We start from the raw sequence: 16,003 nt of genomic DNA, 5'->3' as shown, positions 1-16,003 counted from the left end.
GACGGGGGTGCGTGCGGAGGACACCGGGTACTCCCCTCCGCGAATGTCCCCCGCCTTCGGCTCCTCCTTTATTTCGCTGCGGGGAGCACCCGATGCCCTCCGCACGAGAGACGCAGTCGTTGTGCAGCCGGTTCGACCGGCGCGTCCCAGGCTCACGTCGATGGGGTACTCCCCGCAGCGAAATCAAGGAGGAGGCCGCAGGCCGGAGGACATTCGCGGAGGGGAGTACCTCGTCGGCGTGAGCCCGTCCCGAACGAACAACGCAGAGGATTTCCATAATCACCCCTGCCTCTTCTTCAACCCACGCGTATCGATGCAATGCACCTGCCCAGGCAAACCCTGGGCCAGCACACGCAACTCCCCACGCTGGATCTTTTGAGACGCCGTGAGCGGCAAGGCATCGACGAACGCCACATAGCCAGGCGCCTTGTAATAGGCGAGCTGGTCGAGCGCATGCGACACGATGCTCAGCGCCATGGCGGAGCGAGCATCCTCATTCACCGCCTCGTGCAGCACGATGCAGGCCAGCACCTCGTCGCCGCGCACCGCATCGGGCGTCGCGGCCACGGCCGAGCTCTTCACTGCCGGGTGCTGGTTCAGCACGCTCTCGACCTCCACCGCCGAGATGTTCTCGCCGCTGCGGCGGATCACGTTCTTCTTGCGGTCGACGAAGCAGAGGCTGCCGTCGGATTCGCGGCGCACCATGTCGCCCGTGTGGAACCAGCCATCGGCCCAGGCCTCCTGGGTCGCTGCCTCGTCCTTGAGATAGCCCGAGAAGAAATAGCGGCGCGGATCGGGACCCGCGCTGCGCACCAGCAGTTCGCCCGGCGTGCCCACCGGCACGTCCGCGCCGGCTTCGTCGACCAGCCGCAGCTCCACGAAATCCTCGGGCCGGCCGAAGCAGCTCGTGCCGATGTGGCGCGGCTCGTGGTTCGCCATCACGCAGGCGGCGGCGCCCGTCTCGGTCATGGCCCAGGCCTCGACCAGCGGGAAGCCGAAGCGTTCCTCGAACACGCCATGGTTGCGCCGGTCCACGCCGGCACCGAAGGCCCAGCGCACCGCGTGCTCGCGGTCGGAGGGCGACGCGGGCGCGGCCAGCAGCATCGCGGGCATCACGCCGAGATAGTGGACGATGGTCGCGCCGGTCTCGCGCACGCTGTGCAGCCAGCTCTTCGGATGAAAGCGGTCGAGCTGGATCAGGCAGCCGCCGGCCACCAGGATCACCATGGTCGAGAAGGCCATCGCGTTCACGTGGTTGAGCGGCAGCGGCGTGATGATCCGCTCGCGGTCGCGCCGCACCTCGCACACGCCGTCGATCCCCGCATACCACTCGCCCGCGCGGATGAAGTATTCGTTGCCCAGCATGCAGCCCTTGGGACGTCCGGTGGTGCCCGAGGTGTAGAGCAGCGCGCATTCGGTGTTCGGGCCGACGGGTTCGTGCGCGCGCGGTGCGCTGCCGCGGGCCGGCGGCACTTCGAGGTCCGACGCCTGCATCACGTCGAGCGTGGCGCCTTCGCGCTGCGCCGCCGCGCGCAGGTCGTCGGCGCGCTGCGACAGGCTCACGGCGAGCTCGATCCCGCTGTGGCCGATCAGGTAGGCCAGCTCGGCCGCGCGCATCTCGGCATTGATCGGCACCACGCTCACGCCAAGCGCATTGAGCGCGAACCAGTGGTACAGGAAGGCCGGCCGGTTCTCGAGCAGCAGCCCGACGCGGTGGCCATGGCCGTAGCCCGCGCGCGCGTAGGCTTCGCGCAGCCGATCGACCTCGGCCACGGCCTCGCGCCAGCGGATGCTGCCGGCCTCGATGCCATAGCTCGCGGCCGTGACCGGCTCGACGCACAGGAATTCGGCCTCGGGCGTGCGCGCCGCCGAGGCGGCGAAGGCAGCATGGACGGTGGGATGCGTCATCGCGGTGTCCGTCCGTTCAGATGAAGAGCTGCACCGCGGGCAATGCCGCGTCGCAGTTCAGCAGGTTCACGCGCTTGAGCGTCATGCGCAGCGCGCCGTCCTGCCACAGCAGGTGGTGGAAGAAGGTGCCGACGTAGAACTGCAGCTCGTCGCCCTGGCACTCGGTGTAGTGGAACTCCGTGCGCACCACGTAGCGGTTGGCGGCTTCGTCGAACTCCTCGACCGTGGGCGCCTGCAGCAGGTGGTGGCAGCGGCTCGGCGGCTGCTGCGAGAAGGCGCGCGGGCTCTTCAGGCGCTCGATGCGCAGCTCGCGCAGCAGCTTGTCCTCGTACATGTGCGAGGTGTGGTTGATGCCGTCCTCCTGGTCGGGAATCAGCGGCACCCAGTAGAAGGCCTCGTCGGTGAAGAGCGCGTTCCACTCCTCGTAGCGCTTGGCGTCGAGCAGGCGGCACTCGCGCACCACGAAGTCGGCCAGCTGCTGGTGCGTGACGCTCGCGCTCATCACATCGTCTCCGTCATGTAACGGGCCCAGCTGCGGTACTGGTTGCGCATCGGCAGCTCGCTGGTGCCGACGGTGGTGGCCTCGCCGCTGCGCTCGGCCTCGCCGTCCTCGAAGTTGCGGTGCAGGCTCACCCACTCGTTGCCGCTGGCATGCAGGCCGGCCTGCATGCCGCGGTAGGCCTGCAGGTCGTCGTGCCCCACCACCGAGAACGGCGAGTTGATGAGCCGGCTGTACATGGTGGTGCGCTGCAGCAGCTCGGGCGGCGCGCCCTTGAGGCGGAAGGTCCAGCTCTCGACGATCGACATGCCAGCCGACACCGGCTTGACCACGCGGATCGCCTGGATCGCGCCCTTGATCGTGAGGTTCGGGTAGTAGACCGTGTTGTGACGCGCCATGCCGAGGATCTGCGCGGTGCGCTCCTCGCCGTAGCGGGCCTTCATCGCGTCGTCGTACGCGGGGATCGCCTTGTACTTGCTGTGGATGCTGAAGTTGACGCCCGTGAAGCTGTGGCCGTTGTCGTAGGTGCGAACGCCCATGTCCTCGAAGAACTTGTAGTCCGACATGAAGGGCACGAACTGCTCGATCGCCATCGGCTTGGGCTCGTCGGCGGGCTTGCCGGCCCACATGGTCTTGGCGGTGCCGGCCGAGGACTCGTGCGCCACCATCGGATGCATGGTGTCGTTGAGGTTCTCGACGAACATCTTCCAGTTGCACTGGTGCGTGAAGCGCAGGCAGCCGCCGGCGATCTCGAGCTCGCCCTCGGGCGAACGATCGGCCATGTTGTCGATCGAGCTCAGCGAGTCGCCGAAGTACTCCTCGAACGAAGGGCCGACGTCGTTGATCTTCACGAAGACGAAGCCGCGGTAACTGCGCACGCCGGCCACCGGCACCAGGCCCTTGGAGGCCTCGCAGTCGTGCAGCTGCGTGCCCTCGTAGCCGTTCTTCAGCGGGATCGACAGCAGCGAGCCGTCGGTCTTGAAGGTCCAGGCGTGATACGGGCAGCGGAAGAACTTGCCGGTGTTGCCGCAGGGCGCGCTCACCAGCCGCGAACCCTTGTGGGCGCAGCGGTTCATCAGCACGCGCACGCTGCCGTCGGCATGGCGCACCACGATCAGCGGCCGGCCCGCGATCTCGTTGGTGATGTAGTCGCCGGGCTTGGGCAACTGGCTCTCGTGGCCGACGTAGTTCCAGGTGTTGGCGAAGAAGTGCTCCTGCTCGAGCGCGAAGATTTCCTCGCTGATGTAGAGGTCGCGGTGCACGCGGTCGGGCCGCACCAGCGCGCGGACCGCGTCGGGATTGCCTCGGTAGCTGGTCATGCGTGGACTCCTTGGGTTCAGAGGTCGAGCACCAGCCGCTGGCCCTTGGCGCGGGAGATGCAGATCTGGATCACGTTGCCCGCGGCCTTCTCGCGTGCCGTGAGCACGTAGTCGCGGTGGTCGATCTCGCCGTCGATCACGGGCACGGCGCACACGCCGCATTCGCCGCGCTTGCAGTCGAACATCGGATCGCAGCCGTGCTCGATCAGGCAGTCGAGGATGCTCTGGTCGGCCGGCACGGTGAAGCGCTGGCCCGACATGGCGAGCTCGACCTCGAAGGCATGGTCGCCTTCCTCCACCACGGGTGCGGTGAAGAGCTCGAAGTGCACGCGGTCGCTGTTCCAGCCGCGCGCCTGGGTCTGGGCCAGCACGGCGTCGAGCATGGGCTTGGGGCCGCAGACATAGAGCTGGTCGGCCGGGTCGCAACGCGCGAGCAGCGCGCCCACGTCGAAAGGCGCGCCCTTCGATTCGTCGTCGTGCAGCAGCAGGTCGGTGCCCAGCAGCTCGCCGAGTTCGGGCAGGAAGGCCATCAGCGCACGGCTGCGGCCCGCGTAGTGCAGTTCCACCGGCAGGCCCTGCGCGCGGCGGTGCGCGGCCATGCTCGCGAGCGGCGTGATGCCGATGCCGCCGGCCAGCAGCACCGCGCGGCCCGCGCCGCCGTGCAGCGGAAAGTCGTTCTTCGGCGGCTCGGCCTCGATGGCGTCGCCCTCGCGCAGCCGCTCGTGCATGAAGCGCGAGCCGCCGCGGCCCGCGGCCTCCTTGCGCACGGCGATCAGGTACTCGGCCGGTGCCGGCTGGCCGCCGGCCGCGAAGTCGATCAGCGAATAGTGGCGCCAGTCCGACTGGCCGTTGCCGAGGTCGACGCGCACGCGGATGTGGGCACCGGCCTCGAAGCCCGGCAGCGCGGCGCCATCGTCGGCGCGCAGGCGGAACAGCCGGACCAGCGGATTGAGTTCGCGCGCCTCGGCGACGCGCAGGCGAAGGGGCGTGGGATCGGAGGCCATGGGTGTCGTCTCTTCTTCGTCGTTCAGGCCAGCGCGTGGCGCACCAGCGCCGCCTGCAGCTGGTGGCCGTGCTCGTCGGCCAGCGCGGCATTGCGCAGCTCGCGCAAGGTGGCCGGCGCGAGCGCATCGCCGGCGCGGCGCAGGGCCGCCATCACGGTGTCGTAGTTGCGCAGGCCGCGTTCGTGCGTGTCGCTGTAGCCCTTGACCAGCCGCTGGCACTGCGCCACTTCGATCGCGAGCTCGGTGTTGCGCGCGGCGGTGGCGGCGATCTCGGCCAGCCAGGCCTCGATGCGCCGGTTCTCGTCCGCGTAGCGCAACGTGGAACGGCGCCAGCGGCCCATGCCGGCCACGGTGGACAGCAGCAGGTAGCCGTGCAGCGAACTGGTCTGCACCACGCGGCCCTTGCGCGTGAAGCGCTCGACCAGGCCGCGCGCCCAGCCGGTGCGCATCAACCAGCGACCCAGGCCCGCGGGCAGGGTCTCGCAGATCTCCTGCAGCCGCGGATGCATGTACTCGTGGATCGCGAGCAGCTGGTCGGCCTGCACGCGCGACTCGTCGCGCACGCGGTCGAAGCGGGTCGCGCGGATCTTGAGCGATGCGACGCGCGCCGTGTCTTCATAGGACATCCACAGCGCCAGGTGGCGCGCCGCGACCTCGAGCAGCGCCGGGCTGCCGAGCGACTGCAGCGCGGCGGCGCGGTCGAGGTAGAGACCCGCATAGGCCGGGTCCTGGTAGTCGATGAGGCGGCGCACGCCCTCGAGCAGCAGCGCCTGCTGCGCCGGCGCGAAATCCTTCTGCACGCGCTCGACCAGCGCGCGCACCGCGGGATGGCACGGCTGCGGCGGCGCGGCCGGCGGCAGGGCCGGCGCGGGCGCTTCGCCCTCCTCGGCCTGGGCGCGCGCGAAGGCGGCACCGAAGGCGCGCAGGCTGGGCTTCACGCCGACGCCGCCGCGCTCGATGGTGGCCTCGAACTGGGCGCGGCCGAAGGGCAGCACGCCCGAGCCCGCGAGCGCGCCGAACAGCACGGCGCTGATCACGCTGCCCGCGTCTTCCGCGGCCTGCGCCATGTCGAAGCGGATGAAGCGGTGCGCGGCGCGCGCCGCATGCGCGAGCAGTTCGCGGCTGTCGACGCGGCCGTCGCCCATCGCGCTCTTCTCGGCGATCGAATAGACGCGGTGCGTGGAGGCGATCAGCGTGGTTCGATCTGGTGTGACCAGCCCGCGCTGCACCGCGCGGCCGGCTTCCATCAGCTCGGAGGCCAGCACCAGGTCGACGTCGCCGGGCAGCGGCATCAGCGCCAGCACCGGCTGGCCGCCGTCGGCGCGCGCGGCGGCCTCGGGGAACAGCTCCACGTAGTAGATGGTGGCGCCGGTGCGCTGCGCCACGCCGGGCACGGAGGTGGTCTGGGCGTACCAGCCGTTGGCCTCGCCCATGTCGACGATCCAGTCGGCCAGCACGCCGCCGCCCTCGCCGCCCATGGCGAGGATCGCGATCTTGATCGGTTGTTGCTTGGTCATCGGCGCGCTCAGAACGAATAGGCCGCGCGCCGGCGCGCCGCGCCGCGCTGCAGCCAGCCGATGACGGCGCCGCGCACGCACTCGCGCAGTCGGTCCCAACCGGTGGGATTGCTGACGATGCGCGCCTTGTAGAACGAGGGGCAGAGCACGGCCGCGTGCGAGACGTCGCCGCAGTTGCCGCAGCCCACGCAGCTCTCGAGCACGGTGGCGACCGGGTCGGTGCGCAGCGGATCGGGATTGGTCTTGATCGACAGCGAGGGGCAGCCCGAGAGCCGGATGCAGGAGTGGTCGCCGGTGCAGGTGTCGGCATCGACACCGAACTTCTCGCGCACCATGCGCTTGCCGTCGGCAATGGCCTTGCGCACCAGCGGCTTCTCGCGCCGCTGCTTGTTGAGCATGCACTCGGACTGCGCGATCAGGACCTTCGGGCCCTTCTCCTTGGTGGTCAGCGCCTCCTTGAGCGCATCGCGCATGCCGGCCACGTCGTAGGTGCGGCGGATGGTGCGCACCCAGTTCACGCCCACGCCGCGCACCGCGCGCTCGATCGCATGGCCGGTGCTGCGGGTGGCGTTGACGGCCTTCGACGACAGGATGTCCTGCCCGCCGGTGGCCGAGGTGTAGTTGTTGTCGACGACGATGGTGAGGTTGTCGCTCTGGTTGAACACCGCGTTGGCGACGCCGCTCGTGAGGCCGTTGTGCCAGAAGCCGCCGTCGCCCATCATCGCGATCGCACGCTTGCCGCGCGGCGCGCCCATGGCGGCCGCGCCCGCGCCGCCGAGGCCGTAGCCCATGGTGGTGTTGCCGATGTGGAACGGCGGCAGGATCGAGAACAGGTGGCAGCCGATGTCGGCGCTCACGTGGTGCGGACCGAGCTCGCGCTCGACCAGCTTCATCGCGCTGAAGATCGGGCGCTCGGGGCAGCCGGTGCAGAAGCCCGGCGGGCGCGCGTGCACGCTGTCGGCCAGCGGCGCGGCCGGCTCGCTCGGCAGCTCGATCAGCGGGATCACCTTGCGCACCGGGGCCGGCACGGGCGCGGCCGGTTGCGGCGCGAGGCGGCCGTAGCGCTCGCAGAAGACGCGCGCGCCCTGCAGCAGCTCGGCGGCCGTGTATTCGCCGGCCACCGGCAGCATGTCCTTGCCGTGCAGCGCGGTGGTCACGCCGCGCTGGCGCAGGATGGTCGCGATGTTCTGCTCGATGAAGTTGGGCTGGCCCTCCTCCACCATCAGCACCGCGCGCTTGCCTTCGCAGAAGCGCACCACCTCGCTGTCGATCACCGGGTAGGCAACGTTCATCACGTACAGCGGGATGCGGCTGTTGCCGTAGACGTCGGCCAGACCCAGGCGCTCGAGCGCGCGCACCAGCGTGTTGTAGCTGCCGCCCTGCACCACGATGCCGATGTCGTCGGCGCCGTCGGCGAAGAACTCGTTGAGGCCGCGTTCCTCGATGAAGCGCACGGCCGCGGGCCAGCGCTCCTTCACTTTTTCCTGTTCGTGCACGAAGCTCGCGGGCGGCAGCACGATGCGGCTCACGTCGCGCTGCGGGTTCTCGGCCGCCTCCTGCACCGAGTAGGCGGCGCGGCGGTTGTCGGCGGCGACGAACTGGCCGTGCACGTGGCAGGCGCGGATGCGCAGCTGCAGCATCACGGGCGTGTGGCTGGCCTCGGAGAGCTCGAAGCCCTGCTTCACGGCTTCGACGATGCTCGGCAGGTTGGGCCGCGGATCGAGCAGCCAGATCTGCGACTTCATCGCGAAGGCGTGGCTGCGCTCCTGCATGATCGAGGAGCCTTCGCCGTAGTCCTCGCCCACGATCACCAGCGCGCCGCCGGTCACGCCGCCCGAGGCGAGGTTGGCCAGCGCATCGGATGCGACGTTGGTGCCGACCGTGGCCTTGAAGGTCACGGCACCGCGCAGCGGATAGTTGACCGAGGCCGCGAGCGTGGCGGCGGCCGTGGCCTCGCTCGCGCTGTTCTCGAAACGGATGCCCTGGTCGGCGAGGATGTCCTGCGCGTCGGCCAGCACGTCCATCAGGTGCGAGATCGGCGCGCCCTGGTAGCCCGCGACGTACGACACGCCCGATTCGAGCAGCGCCTTGGTGACGGCGAGGATGCCTTCGCCGCGGAACACTTCACCGGCGGACAGCCGCAGTTTCTTCACTTCTTCGACAAACGAACGCTCGGCCATGGCTTGCTCTTTTCCTGGATCGACGTCACCGTGTGGGCGGTGGCCCGTTCATGCATCACCTGCAGAAAAGCGATGAGTGCTTGTACGGGCCTTGGTACGTATACTGTTTAGAAATGAATCTATCCACAATCATGAATAACCCTAGACACGCAAGCCGCGTGCCACTTTCGGGTCGTTCGATGTGCATCGGGAGAACGCATGGGAAGCACTGAAAAGAAGCCGCAGCGCTTCGTCGACAACTACCTGCCCGCGCTGCTCGCGCAGGCGAGCCAGCTGATCTCCTCGGAGTTCCACGAGGTGGCGCGGCAGGAGGGTTTCTCGGTGTCGGAGTGGCGCGTGATGGCCTCGCTCGCGGGCGGCGATGCGGTGAGCATCGGAAGGCTCGCGCAGATCACCGTGACCAAGCAGCCGACCGTGACGCGGCTGCTCGATCGCATGGAGACGCAGGGCCAGGTCGAGCGCATTCCCCACGAGAGCGATCGCCGCATCACGCTGGTGCGCATCACCCGCAAGGGTGCGGCCAAGGTGGAGCATCTGATGCAGCTCGCGAGCGAGCACGAGCGCCGCGTGCTCGAACCCTTCGGTCTCACGCGCGCGGAGGAACTCAAGAACACGCTGCGGCTGATGATCCAGCTGCATGCGCATGCGCCGACGGACGCGGCGCAGGAAGAGGACGACGCGTAGCGCTGAAGCTCAGTCCGCGACGAGCACCGCACGGCCTCGATGGCCGCGCTGCGCGATCCACTCCAGCGCCCGTGCCGCTTCGTCGAACGCGAAGCGTTGCACCGCGAGCCGCAGCCTTCCGTCGGCCAATCGCTCGAGCAATCGAGGCACGGCCGCGCGTCCCTGCGCCTCGCGCCGGAACATGTTGAGCGGCAGCAGGCTCACGTCGCGCTGCATGAAGGCCGGCAGCGAGAGCGACAGGGTCTCGCCCGCCGTGTAGCCGATCAGCACCGCGCGGCCGCCGGGCAGCACGCGGCCCAGCAGCGTGGCGAGCACATCGCCGCCGACGGTATCGATCAGCACCTCGGCCTCTTGCGACATCGCTTCGATGCCGGGCCGCCACTCGACGATGTCGACGCCCGAAGGCAAGCCATGGTCGGCGGACGCATCGGCCACCACCGCGCAGACCTTCGCACCGATCTCGAGCGCGAGTTGCACCGCGAGCGAGCCGACCGCACCGCTCGCGCCCGTGACCATCACGCGCTCGCCTTCGCGCACGCGCGCCACTTCATGCAATGCGACCCAGGCCGAGGTGCAGGGCGAGAAGAAGGCCGAGCCCAGTGCCATGTCGAGGCCCTCGGGCAGTTCGCCGAGCGCGGCATCGGGCGCGTCGGCGATCTCGCACCAGGTGCCGTCGAACTGCGTGCCGAGGCCGCTGCCGCGCAGCCACACGCGCTGGCCCGGCGCGAAGCGTTCGCTGTGGACCACGATGCCCGCGCCCTCGACACCGGGCGTGTAGGGCAAGGGCGGCGGGCGCAGGAAGCCACCGCGCCACACGGTGCGATCGATGTGGCCGACGGTCGCGGCCTGCATGCGCACCAGGCTGCGGCCCGGCGCGGGCACGGGGTCGGGCCGCTCCTCGATGCGCGGCGGCTCGCCCCATTGCGCGATACGCACGGCCTTCATGCGAGGCCCGCGAGGAAGTCGCCCACGCAGCGCGCGAAGGCCTCGGGCAACTGGTCGGGCAGCGGCACCATGCCGCCTTCGATGTCGGCGATGCGCACGCTGGCCGCCTGGCGCAGATGCTGCGCGAGTTCCTGTGCATGCGGCGACGCGAACGGATCCTCGGGCGCACGCACGATCAGCACGGGCTGCGTGACGCGATCGATGCGCTCTTCCATGCGGTACGAGGCCACGGCGCGATGGCCTTCCTCGAGCCGCCGGCCGACCTTGAGCGCATCGAGCACGAAGGCTTCGAGCAGCTCGGGCCGGTGGGGTGGATAGAAACCCTGCCGCTTGCCCCATAGCGCCGCGAGGTGGCTGCCGTCTTCGCTGGGCTCGACCTCGTCGATCGGCGGACGCTCGGCACGCGCGCGGCGAAAGGCTTCGTCGGTGTAGGGCGTCGAGGACAACACCAGCGCGCGCACGCGCTCGCCGAGCGCGGCCGCGAGTTCGATCGCGATCACGCCGCCCGTGTGATGACCGACCACGGCGGTGCGTTCGATGCGCAGCGCATCGAGCAGCTCGGCCGCGACGCGGGCCCAGTGCGCGATCGAGGCGGGCTCGCTGCCCGCGGCCGAATCGCCGAAGCCCACGGTGTCCATCGCGATCGCACGATGCCGCGCGCCGAGCAGCGGCAACACCGCCTCGTACTCGCGCCAGCTGCGCGGCGACTGGTGCAGCAGCAGCACCGGCGGTGCATCGACATCGCCGCAGCTCGCGCAGTGCACCTGCCCGACCGACAGATCGGCGAAGGCGCGGCGGATGGTCGGCGTCATGGCAGCGTGCGTTCGGCCGCGGGTCGCCAGAGGCCCGCATGGCGCAGCATGCCGAGCGTGCGCGAGAGCACGTCGCGGCGGTAGGCGGCGGTGTCGGTGCCCTCGTAGGCATAGAAGCCGCTGCCGCTCTTGAGGCCGAGCCGCCCTTCCTCCACCATGCGGTCGACGATGGCCGGCGCGGTGTAGCGCCCCTTGTCGATCGAGGCCGACATCTCGCGGCTCGCGTGGTGCAGGATGTCGCAGCCGCCGAAGTCGATGAACTCGACCACGCCGAGCGCCGCGAAGCGCAGGCCGAGGCCGTGGCGCGTGGCCTTGTCGATCTCCTCGGCGGTGGCGGCGCCCTCCTCGATCATGCGCGCGGCCTCGTTCATGATCAGCGCCTGCAGCCGCGGCACGATGTAGCCGGGCGTGGGCCCGCACACCACGGGCAGCTTGCCGATTGCTTCCATGATCGCGCGCGTGCGCGCCAGCACGGCGGGGTCGGTGCCCGGATGGCAGCTCAGTTCGACCACCGGGATCACGTAGGCCGGGTTGAGCCAGTGCATGTTGAGGAAGCGCTCGGGCCTGCGCACCAGCGCCGCGAGCTGCGTGACCAGGATGCTGCTGGTGGTCGAGGTCAGGATCGCGTCGTCGCGGCAATGGGCGTTGATCTGTTCGAAGGCCTCGCGCTTGGCCTCGAGCGTTTCGGGCACGCCCTCGAACACCAGCTCGGCTTGCGCAAGCGCCGCCGGTGCCTGCGCCGCGCGCACGTACTGCACGCGCGCCGCGATGGCCTCGACCTGGGCCGCATCGATCACGCCGAGTTGCGCCAGGCCCGCGAGGCTGGCCGCGATCTCCTGCCGTGCCTCGTCGTGCAGCTTGTTCCAGGCCTCCTCGCTGCGCACGCGCAGGTCGACCAGCGCAATGCGGTGGCCCGCGTAGGCGAAGGCGATCGCGATGCCGCGGCCCATGCGCCCCGCGCCGACCGCGGCGAAGCGGACCGGCTCATTCGCCATCGTGCAGCCTCTGGCGCAGCGCGTCGGCCGAAAGATCCGCGAGGCCCAGGGCCTCGAAGCTGCGCGGCCCCTGTCGCAGGTCGCGGCCGAGGAAGCCGCCGACGATCGCGAGCAGGCCGTGGGCGATCGGCGCGTCGACGCCCGCATGCCTTGCGGCCGAGGCGAGGAAGGCCAGGCCGAGCTCGGTGTCTTCCGTGATGTAGCGGTGGCCGTGCAGGTCGATGTTCTCGCGCCAGTCGCCCGACTTCACGAGCTGCTTGTGGGCGTCGCCGTACATCCAGCGGTCGTTGTCGTAGTGGTCGGCCAGCGGATAGTGCGGGCCGCCGTGGCCGAAGGCCTCGCGCACCGCGATGCGCTCGCGGTCGAGCTGGTCGGTCACGGCGCGCACCGCGGGCTGCGTGCCTTCGTTGTGGATGTCCCAGCGCTCGAAGTGCTGCAGCGGCGCGGCATTCATCACCATCAGCGGCGGATGGATGACGGGGCCGGCATTCATCAGCGCGCCCGAGAGCGCGTCGCCGCAGCCGTGCACGCTCGGGTAGGCCACGCGGATGGTGTCGATCGCCTGCGCGGCCTTGCGCGCCGGATAGACGCCGGTGGGCAGGCGGATCGCGCGGATCGTGACGTTGACCTCGCGCTCGCCATGCTTGCGCGCCAGGTAGGGCAAGGTGCCGGTCTCGGCCCAGGCCACGTCGGCGCGGTTGCCGGCCTCGCGCACGGTGCGCGCCATCACGTAGCTGCCGAAGGTGCCGGGCGGCAGGAACACCACCTGGCCGTCGACCAGGTGCGGCGCCATGGCGCGCGCGATGAAGTCCTGCGCGATGGCCGGGGTCGGCAGCACGATGAGTTCCGCATCGCGCAGCGCTGCGCCGATGTCGGCGGTGGGCAGCGCAATGGGCACCTCGCGCACGCCGCGCGCATCCTTGAGCACGATGCTGCCGCTGTCGATGACCGGCTGCAGCGCGGCCGCGTCGCGGCGCCACAGCCGCACTTCATGCCCGGCTTCGGACAGATCGGCGGCGGCCGCATAGGCCCCATGGCCGCCACCCAGGATCGCGATTTTCATGGTCGAAGGGTCGAAAAGCTGAGGTTGATGAACCGGCCACCGACGATGCGGAACCGGAATGCAGGACTGCGCGCGTCCAATACATTACTTTTCATCAATTCAGGCGTCAACCAAAATCGGCGCCTTCGACTGCTCGCAAACCCCCAATGCAAAAAGCCCGCGTTCCGGAGAACGCGGGCTTTGCGAGCAGCTCGAGGGCCGATCAGCGGCTGGGCTTGAAGGCGCGCTTCTGCGCGTCGCGCGGCACGAACACCTTGCCGGGGCCGCCGGCGTGGCCCGGGCCCTTGCGGGGCGCGAAGCCGTCGTTGCGCGGTGCGAAGCCGCCTTCGTTGCGCGGGCCGCCGCTGCGGGCGCCGAAGCCTTCGTTGCGGCTGCCGCCGGCATTGCCGCGCGGTGCGCTGTCGCCCCAGCCCGGCTTGCGGCCGAAGCCGGCCGATTCGTCACGGTCGCGGCCGCCGCCGCCGAAACCGGCGTTCTGGCCACCGCCATGGAAGCTGCCACCGCGCGGAGCGCCGGCACCCGGGCCGGGACCGCGTGCGCCGCGGTCGTTGAAGCCGCTGGCATTGGCGTAGCCGTTGCCACCGCCATTGCCGCCGCGGTAGCCACCGCCGCCGTTGCCCTGGCGACGATCGCCGCCACGGCCACGGCCGCCGAAGTCGCCCTGCGGGCGCGATTGCGGCATGCGCTGCTGCGGTTCCATGCCGGGGATCACCTCGGCCTTGAACTGCTGGCGGCTGTACTGCTCGATGTCCATGATCCGGCGGCGGTCGCGGAACTCGGCGAAGGTGATCGCCAGGCCGTCGCGGCCGGCACGGCCGGTGCGGCCGATGCGGTGGGTGTAGTCCTCGGCCTTCATCGGCAGGCCGAAGTTGAAGACGTGGGTGATGGTCGGCACGTCGATGCCGCGCGCGGCCACGTCGGTCGCCACCAGGATCTGCACCTGGCCCTGGCGCAGCGCCATCAGGCGACGGTTGCGCAGGCCCTGGCTCAGCGCGCCGTGCAGCGCCACGGCGCTGAAGCCGTCCTGCTGCAGGTCGTTGGCGAGGCCGTCGCACTCGACCTGGGTGCTGGCGAACACGATCGCCTGGTTGATGCTGGTGTCGCGCAGCCAGTGGTCGAGCAGCTTGCGCTTGTGGGCGGCGTTGTCGGCCCAGAACAGCGACTGCTTGATGTTGGCGTGCTTTTCCTGCGGGCTGTCGATGGTCACGCGCTGCGGCTCGCGCATCACGCGCTGGGCCAGCTGCTGGATGCGCGGCGCGAAGGTGGCGCTGAACATCATGGTCTGCTGGCGCTCGATGGTGAGCTGGTTGACTTCGGCCAGGTCGTCGGCGAAGCCCAGGTCGAGCATGCGGTCGGCCTCGTCGACCACCAGGAACTTGACCTTGTCGAGCTTGATCTGCATCGAGCGCTGCAGGTCGAGCAGGCGGCCCGGCGTGGCGACCACGAGGTCGGCGTTCTGCAGGCGCGCGATCTGCAGCTGGTAGGGCATGCCGCCCACCACGTTGGCGATGCGCAGGCCGCGGCAGTGGCGCACCAGCTCGATGGCGTCGTGCGCGACCTGCTGCGCGAGTTCGCGCGTCGGGCACAGCACCAGGGCGCCGGGGGTGGCGGCCTTGAAGTTGCGGTTGCTGGTCGGGTTGACGCGCTTGGGCCGCTTGGGCGGCGCTTCGCCGCGTTCGGCGGCTTCGGCCGCGAGGCGGTCGAATTCGGCGCGCTCGGCGGCGGCTGCTTCGGCCTGGCGGCGGATCAGCGTGTGCAGCACGGGCAGCAGGAAGGCCGCGGTCTTGCCGCTGCCGGTCTGGCTCGAGACCATCAGGTCGACGAAACGGGCCGATTCGTCGCCGCGGGCCAGCGGGATCACCTTTTCCTGCACAGTCGTGGGCTGGTGGAAGCCCAGGTCCTCGACGGCGGCGATCAGTTCGGGTGCGAGGCCCAGCGGAATGAATCCGTTGGGGCCGCGCGGTGCCTCGGGTGCGTCGGACGTCTGCGCGTCCTGATCGGCGACCTCGAGGACTTCGTTGGCCTCGGTGCTGGCGGCGTCGAGCGCCTCGAGCACGGGCACTTCGGAGGTGACAGCGGAAAATTCGTTGTTGTGAATCGATTGCACAGGCGCGAGCTCGCCCTGCGCTTCAAAAGCGTCGGTCATGAATGTCAAATTTCAAACGCGAGCGCAGCCGTGGGCGGCGCCCCGTTGGTGGTTAAAAACATCAACCATCCAACGACATTCAGCTTCCGGTTCTGAAACCCGAGGCTGCGGCCCTTTTTGATCGATCCATGCGATCGGGCGCGGTGTGCAAGATAGGGAGATGCGGGATATGCCGGCGGGGAACCGATTCTGCTCATGCACGCGCCATCCTTTTTGAAGAATGGCCGGGCACCCCGGTCAGCGAAGCCCACGATTATGACATGCATCGGGGTTTTTACCTAATCCCCGTATGCAATGGGATTTTTGGCCGTTGTTCCGGCCCACCAGGCCTCAGTCGGTCAGGCGCAGGAAGGTCTCGCGGTAGTGCGCCAGTTCCTCGATCGATTCGTGCACGTCGGCCAGCGCCGTGTGGGCCTGCTGCTTCTTGAAGGCGTTGTAGGCCGCGGGCTTCCAGCGCTTGGCGAGCTCCTTGAGCGTGCTGACGTCGAGGTTGCGGTAGTGGAAGTAGGCCTCGAGCTTGGGCATGTACTTGACCAGGAAGCGCCGGTCCTGGCCGATGGTGTTGCCGCACATCGGCGAGCCGCTCTTGGGCACGTAGCGCGCGATGAATTCGATCAGCTGCTGCTCGGCCGTGGCCTCGTCGACGGTGGAGGCCTTGACCTTGTCGATCAGGCCGCTGCGGCCGTGCGTGCCCTTGTTCCAGGCATCCATGCCGTCGAGCACGGCGTCGCTCTGGTGGATGACCAGCACCGGGCCGTCGATGCGCGGCGTGAGGTCGGGGCCGGTGATGACCACGGCGATCTCGAGCAGGCGTTCCTTCTCGGGGTCGAGCCCGCTCATCTCGCAATCGAGCCAGACCAGGTTCTGGTCGCTTTTCTTCAGGGTGGGGACCGCTGCGGCGGCCGTGGAGGCGGAGGATTCGGGCATCGCG

13 protein-coding genes are annotated in these 16,003 nt (G+C 69.6%); 1 reads left to right on the top strand and 12 read right to left on the bottom strand.

Going from position 1 to position 16,003, the window contains the following annotated elements:
* Nucleotides 1-279: 279 nt before the first annotated feature.
* The 6 genes from R0232_RS10060 to R0232_RS10035 are packed head-to-tail and all read right to left on the bottom strand — an operon-like array spanning nt 280 to nt 8,427.
* The gene (locus R0232_RS10060; RefSeq protein WP_431512008.1) at nt 280-1,908 is read right to left on the bottom strand and encodes an AMP-binding protein; all 1,629 of its coding nucleotides are present in this window, start codon (nt 1,906-1,908) and stop codon (nt 280-282) included.
* A 16-nt stretch (nt 1,909-1,924) separates the two neighbouring features.
* Nucleotides 1,925-2,410: an aromatic-ring-hydroxylating dioxygenase subunit beta gene (locus tag R0232_RS10055; protein WP_431512007.1), complete on the bottom strand. Its 486-nt coding sequence runs from the start codon at nt 2,408-2,410 to the stop codon at nt 1,925-1,927.
* Complete coding sequence (locus R0232_RS10050) at nt 2,410-3,726, bottom strand: aromatic ring-hydroxylating dioxygenase subunit alpha (RefSeq protein ID WP_093348943.1); 1,317 nt, start codon at nt 3,724-3,726, stop codon at nt 2,410-2,412. Before R0232_RS10050 ends, R0232_RS10055 begins: the two co-directional genes overlap by 1 nt.
* A gap of 17 nt (nt 3,727-3,743) precedes the next feature.
* Nucleotides 3,744-4,730: a PDR/VanB family oxidoreductase gene (locus tag R0232_RS10045; RefSeq protein ID WP_431512006.1), complete on the bottom strand. Its 987-nt coding sequence runs from the start codon at nt 4,728-4,730 to the stop codon at nt 3,744-3,746.
* A 23-nt stretch (nt 4,731-4,753) separates the two neighbouring features.
* Nucleotides 4,754-6,247, bottom strand: a complete 1,494-nt coding sequence (locus tag R0232_RS10040) for an indolepyruvate oxidoreductase subunit beta family protein (RefSeq protein ID WP_431512005.1) — start codon at nt 6,245-6,247, stop codon at nt 4,754-4,756.
* Between the two features lie 8 nt (nt 6,248-6,255).
* Nucleotides 6,256-8,427, bottom strand: coding sequence for a thiamine pyrophosphate-dependent enzyme (locus tag R0232_RS10035; protein WP_431512004.1), 2,172 nt, complete (start codon nt 8,425-8,427; stop codon nt 6,256-6,258).
* A 198-nt stretch (nt 8,428-8,625) separates the two neighbouring features.
* On the opposite strand from R0232_RS10035, the gene R0232_RS10030 reads away from it, so the two are divergent.
* Nucleotides 8,626-9,111 (top strand): MarR family winged helix-turn-helix transcriptional regulator, encoded by a 486-nt coding sequence (locus R0232_RS10030; RefSeq protein WP_431512003.1) that lies wholly within the window; start codon nt 8,626-8,628, stop codon nt 9,109-9,111.
* Nucleotides 9,112-9,120: 9 nt separating this feature from the next.
* Here the strand turns inward: R0232_RS10030 and R0232_RS10025 are convergent, their stop codons facing one another.
* The 6 genes from R0232_RS10025 to orn form a co-directional block, all read right to left on the bottom strand.
* On the bottom strand, nt 9,121-10,056 hold the full coding sequence (locus R0232_RS10025) for a quinone oxidoreductase family protein (protein WP_431512002.1): 936 nt from the start codon (nt 10,054-10,056) through the stop codon (nt 9,121-9,123).
* Nucleotides 10,053-10,868: an alpha/beta fold hydrolase gene (locus R0232_RS10020; protein WP_431512001.1), complete on the bottom strand. Its 816-nt coding sequence runs from the start codon at nt 10,866-10,868 to the stop codon at nt 10,053-10,055. The genes R0232_RS10025 and R0232_RS10020 overlap by 4 nt, the downstream gene beginning before the upstream one ends.
* Entirely contained in the window at nt 10,865-11,863 is a 999-nt protein-coding gene (locus R0232_RS10015) for a 3-hydroxybutyryl-CoA dehydrogenase (RefSeq protein ID WP_431512000.1), read from the bottom strand. The genes R0232_RS10020 and R0232_RS10015 overlap by 4 nt, the downstream gene beginning before the upstream one ends.
* Nucleotides 11,853-12,926 carry an NAD/NADP-dependent octopine/nopaline dehydrogenase family protein gene (locus R0232_RS10010; protein WP_093348923.1) on the bottom strand — a complete coding sequence of 358 codons (1,074 nt, stop codon included), beginning with the start codon at nt 12,924-12,926 and terminating at the stop codon, nt 11,853-11,855. The genes R0232_RS10015 and R0232_RS10010 overlap by 11 nt, the downstream gene beginning before the upstream one ends.
* Before the next feature lie 202 nt (nt 12,927-13,128).
* Nucleotides 13,129-15,072 (bottom strand): DEAD/DEAH box helicase, encoded by a 1,944-nt coding sequence (locus tag R0232_RS10005; RefSeq protein ID WP_431511999.1) that lies wholly within the window; start codon nt 15,070-15,072, stop codon nt 13,129-13,131.
* A 330-nt stretch (nt 15,073-15,402) separates the two neighbouring features.
* Nucleotides 15,403-15,999, bottom strand: coding sequence for an oligoribonuclease (gene orn, locus R0232_RS10000; protein ID WP_431511998.1), 597 nt, complete (start codon nt 15,997-15,999; stop codon nt 15,403-15,405).
* Nucleotides 16,000-16,003: the final 4 nt, after the last annotated feature.

Origin of the sequence: Variovorax sp. DAIF25, from assembly GCF_050711835.1 — a bacterium.
Classification (GTDB): domain Bacteria; phylum Pseudomonadota; class Gammaproteobacteria; order Burkholderiales; family Burkholderiaceae_C; genus Variovorax.
This window is presented reverse-complemented; position numbering and strand designations above follow the sequence as displayed.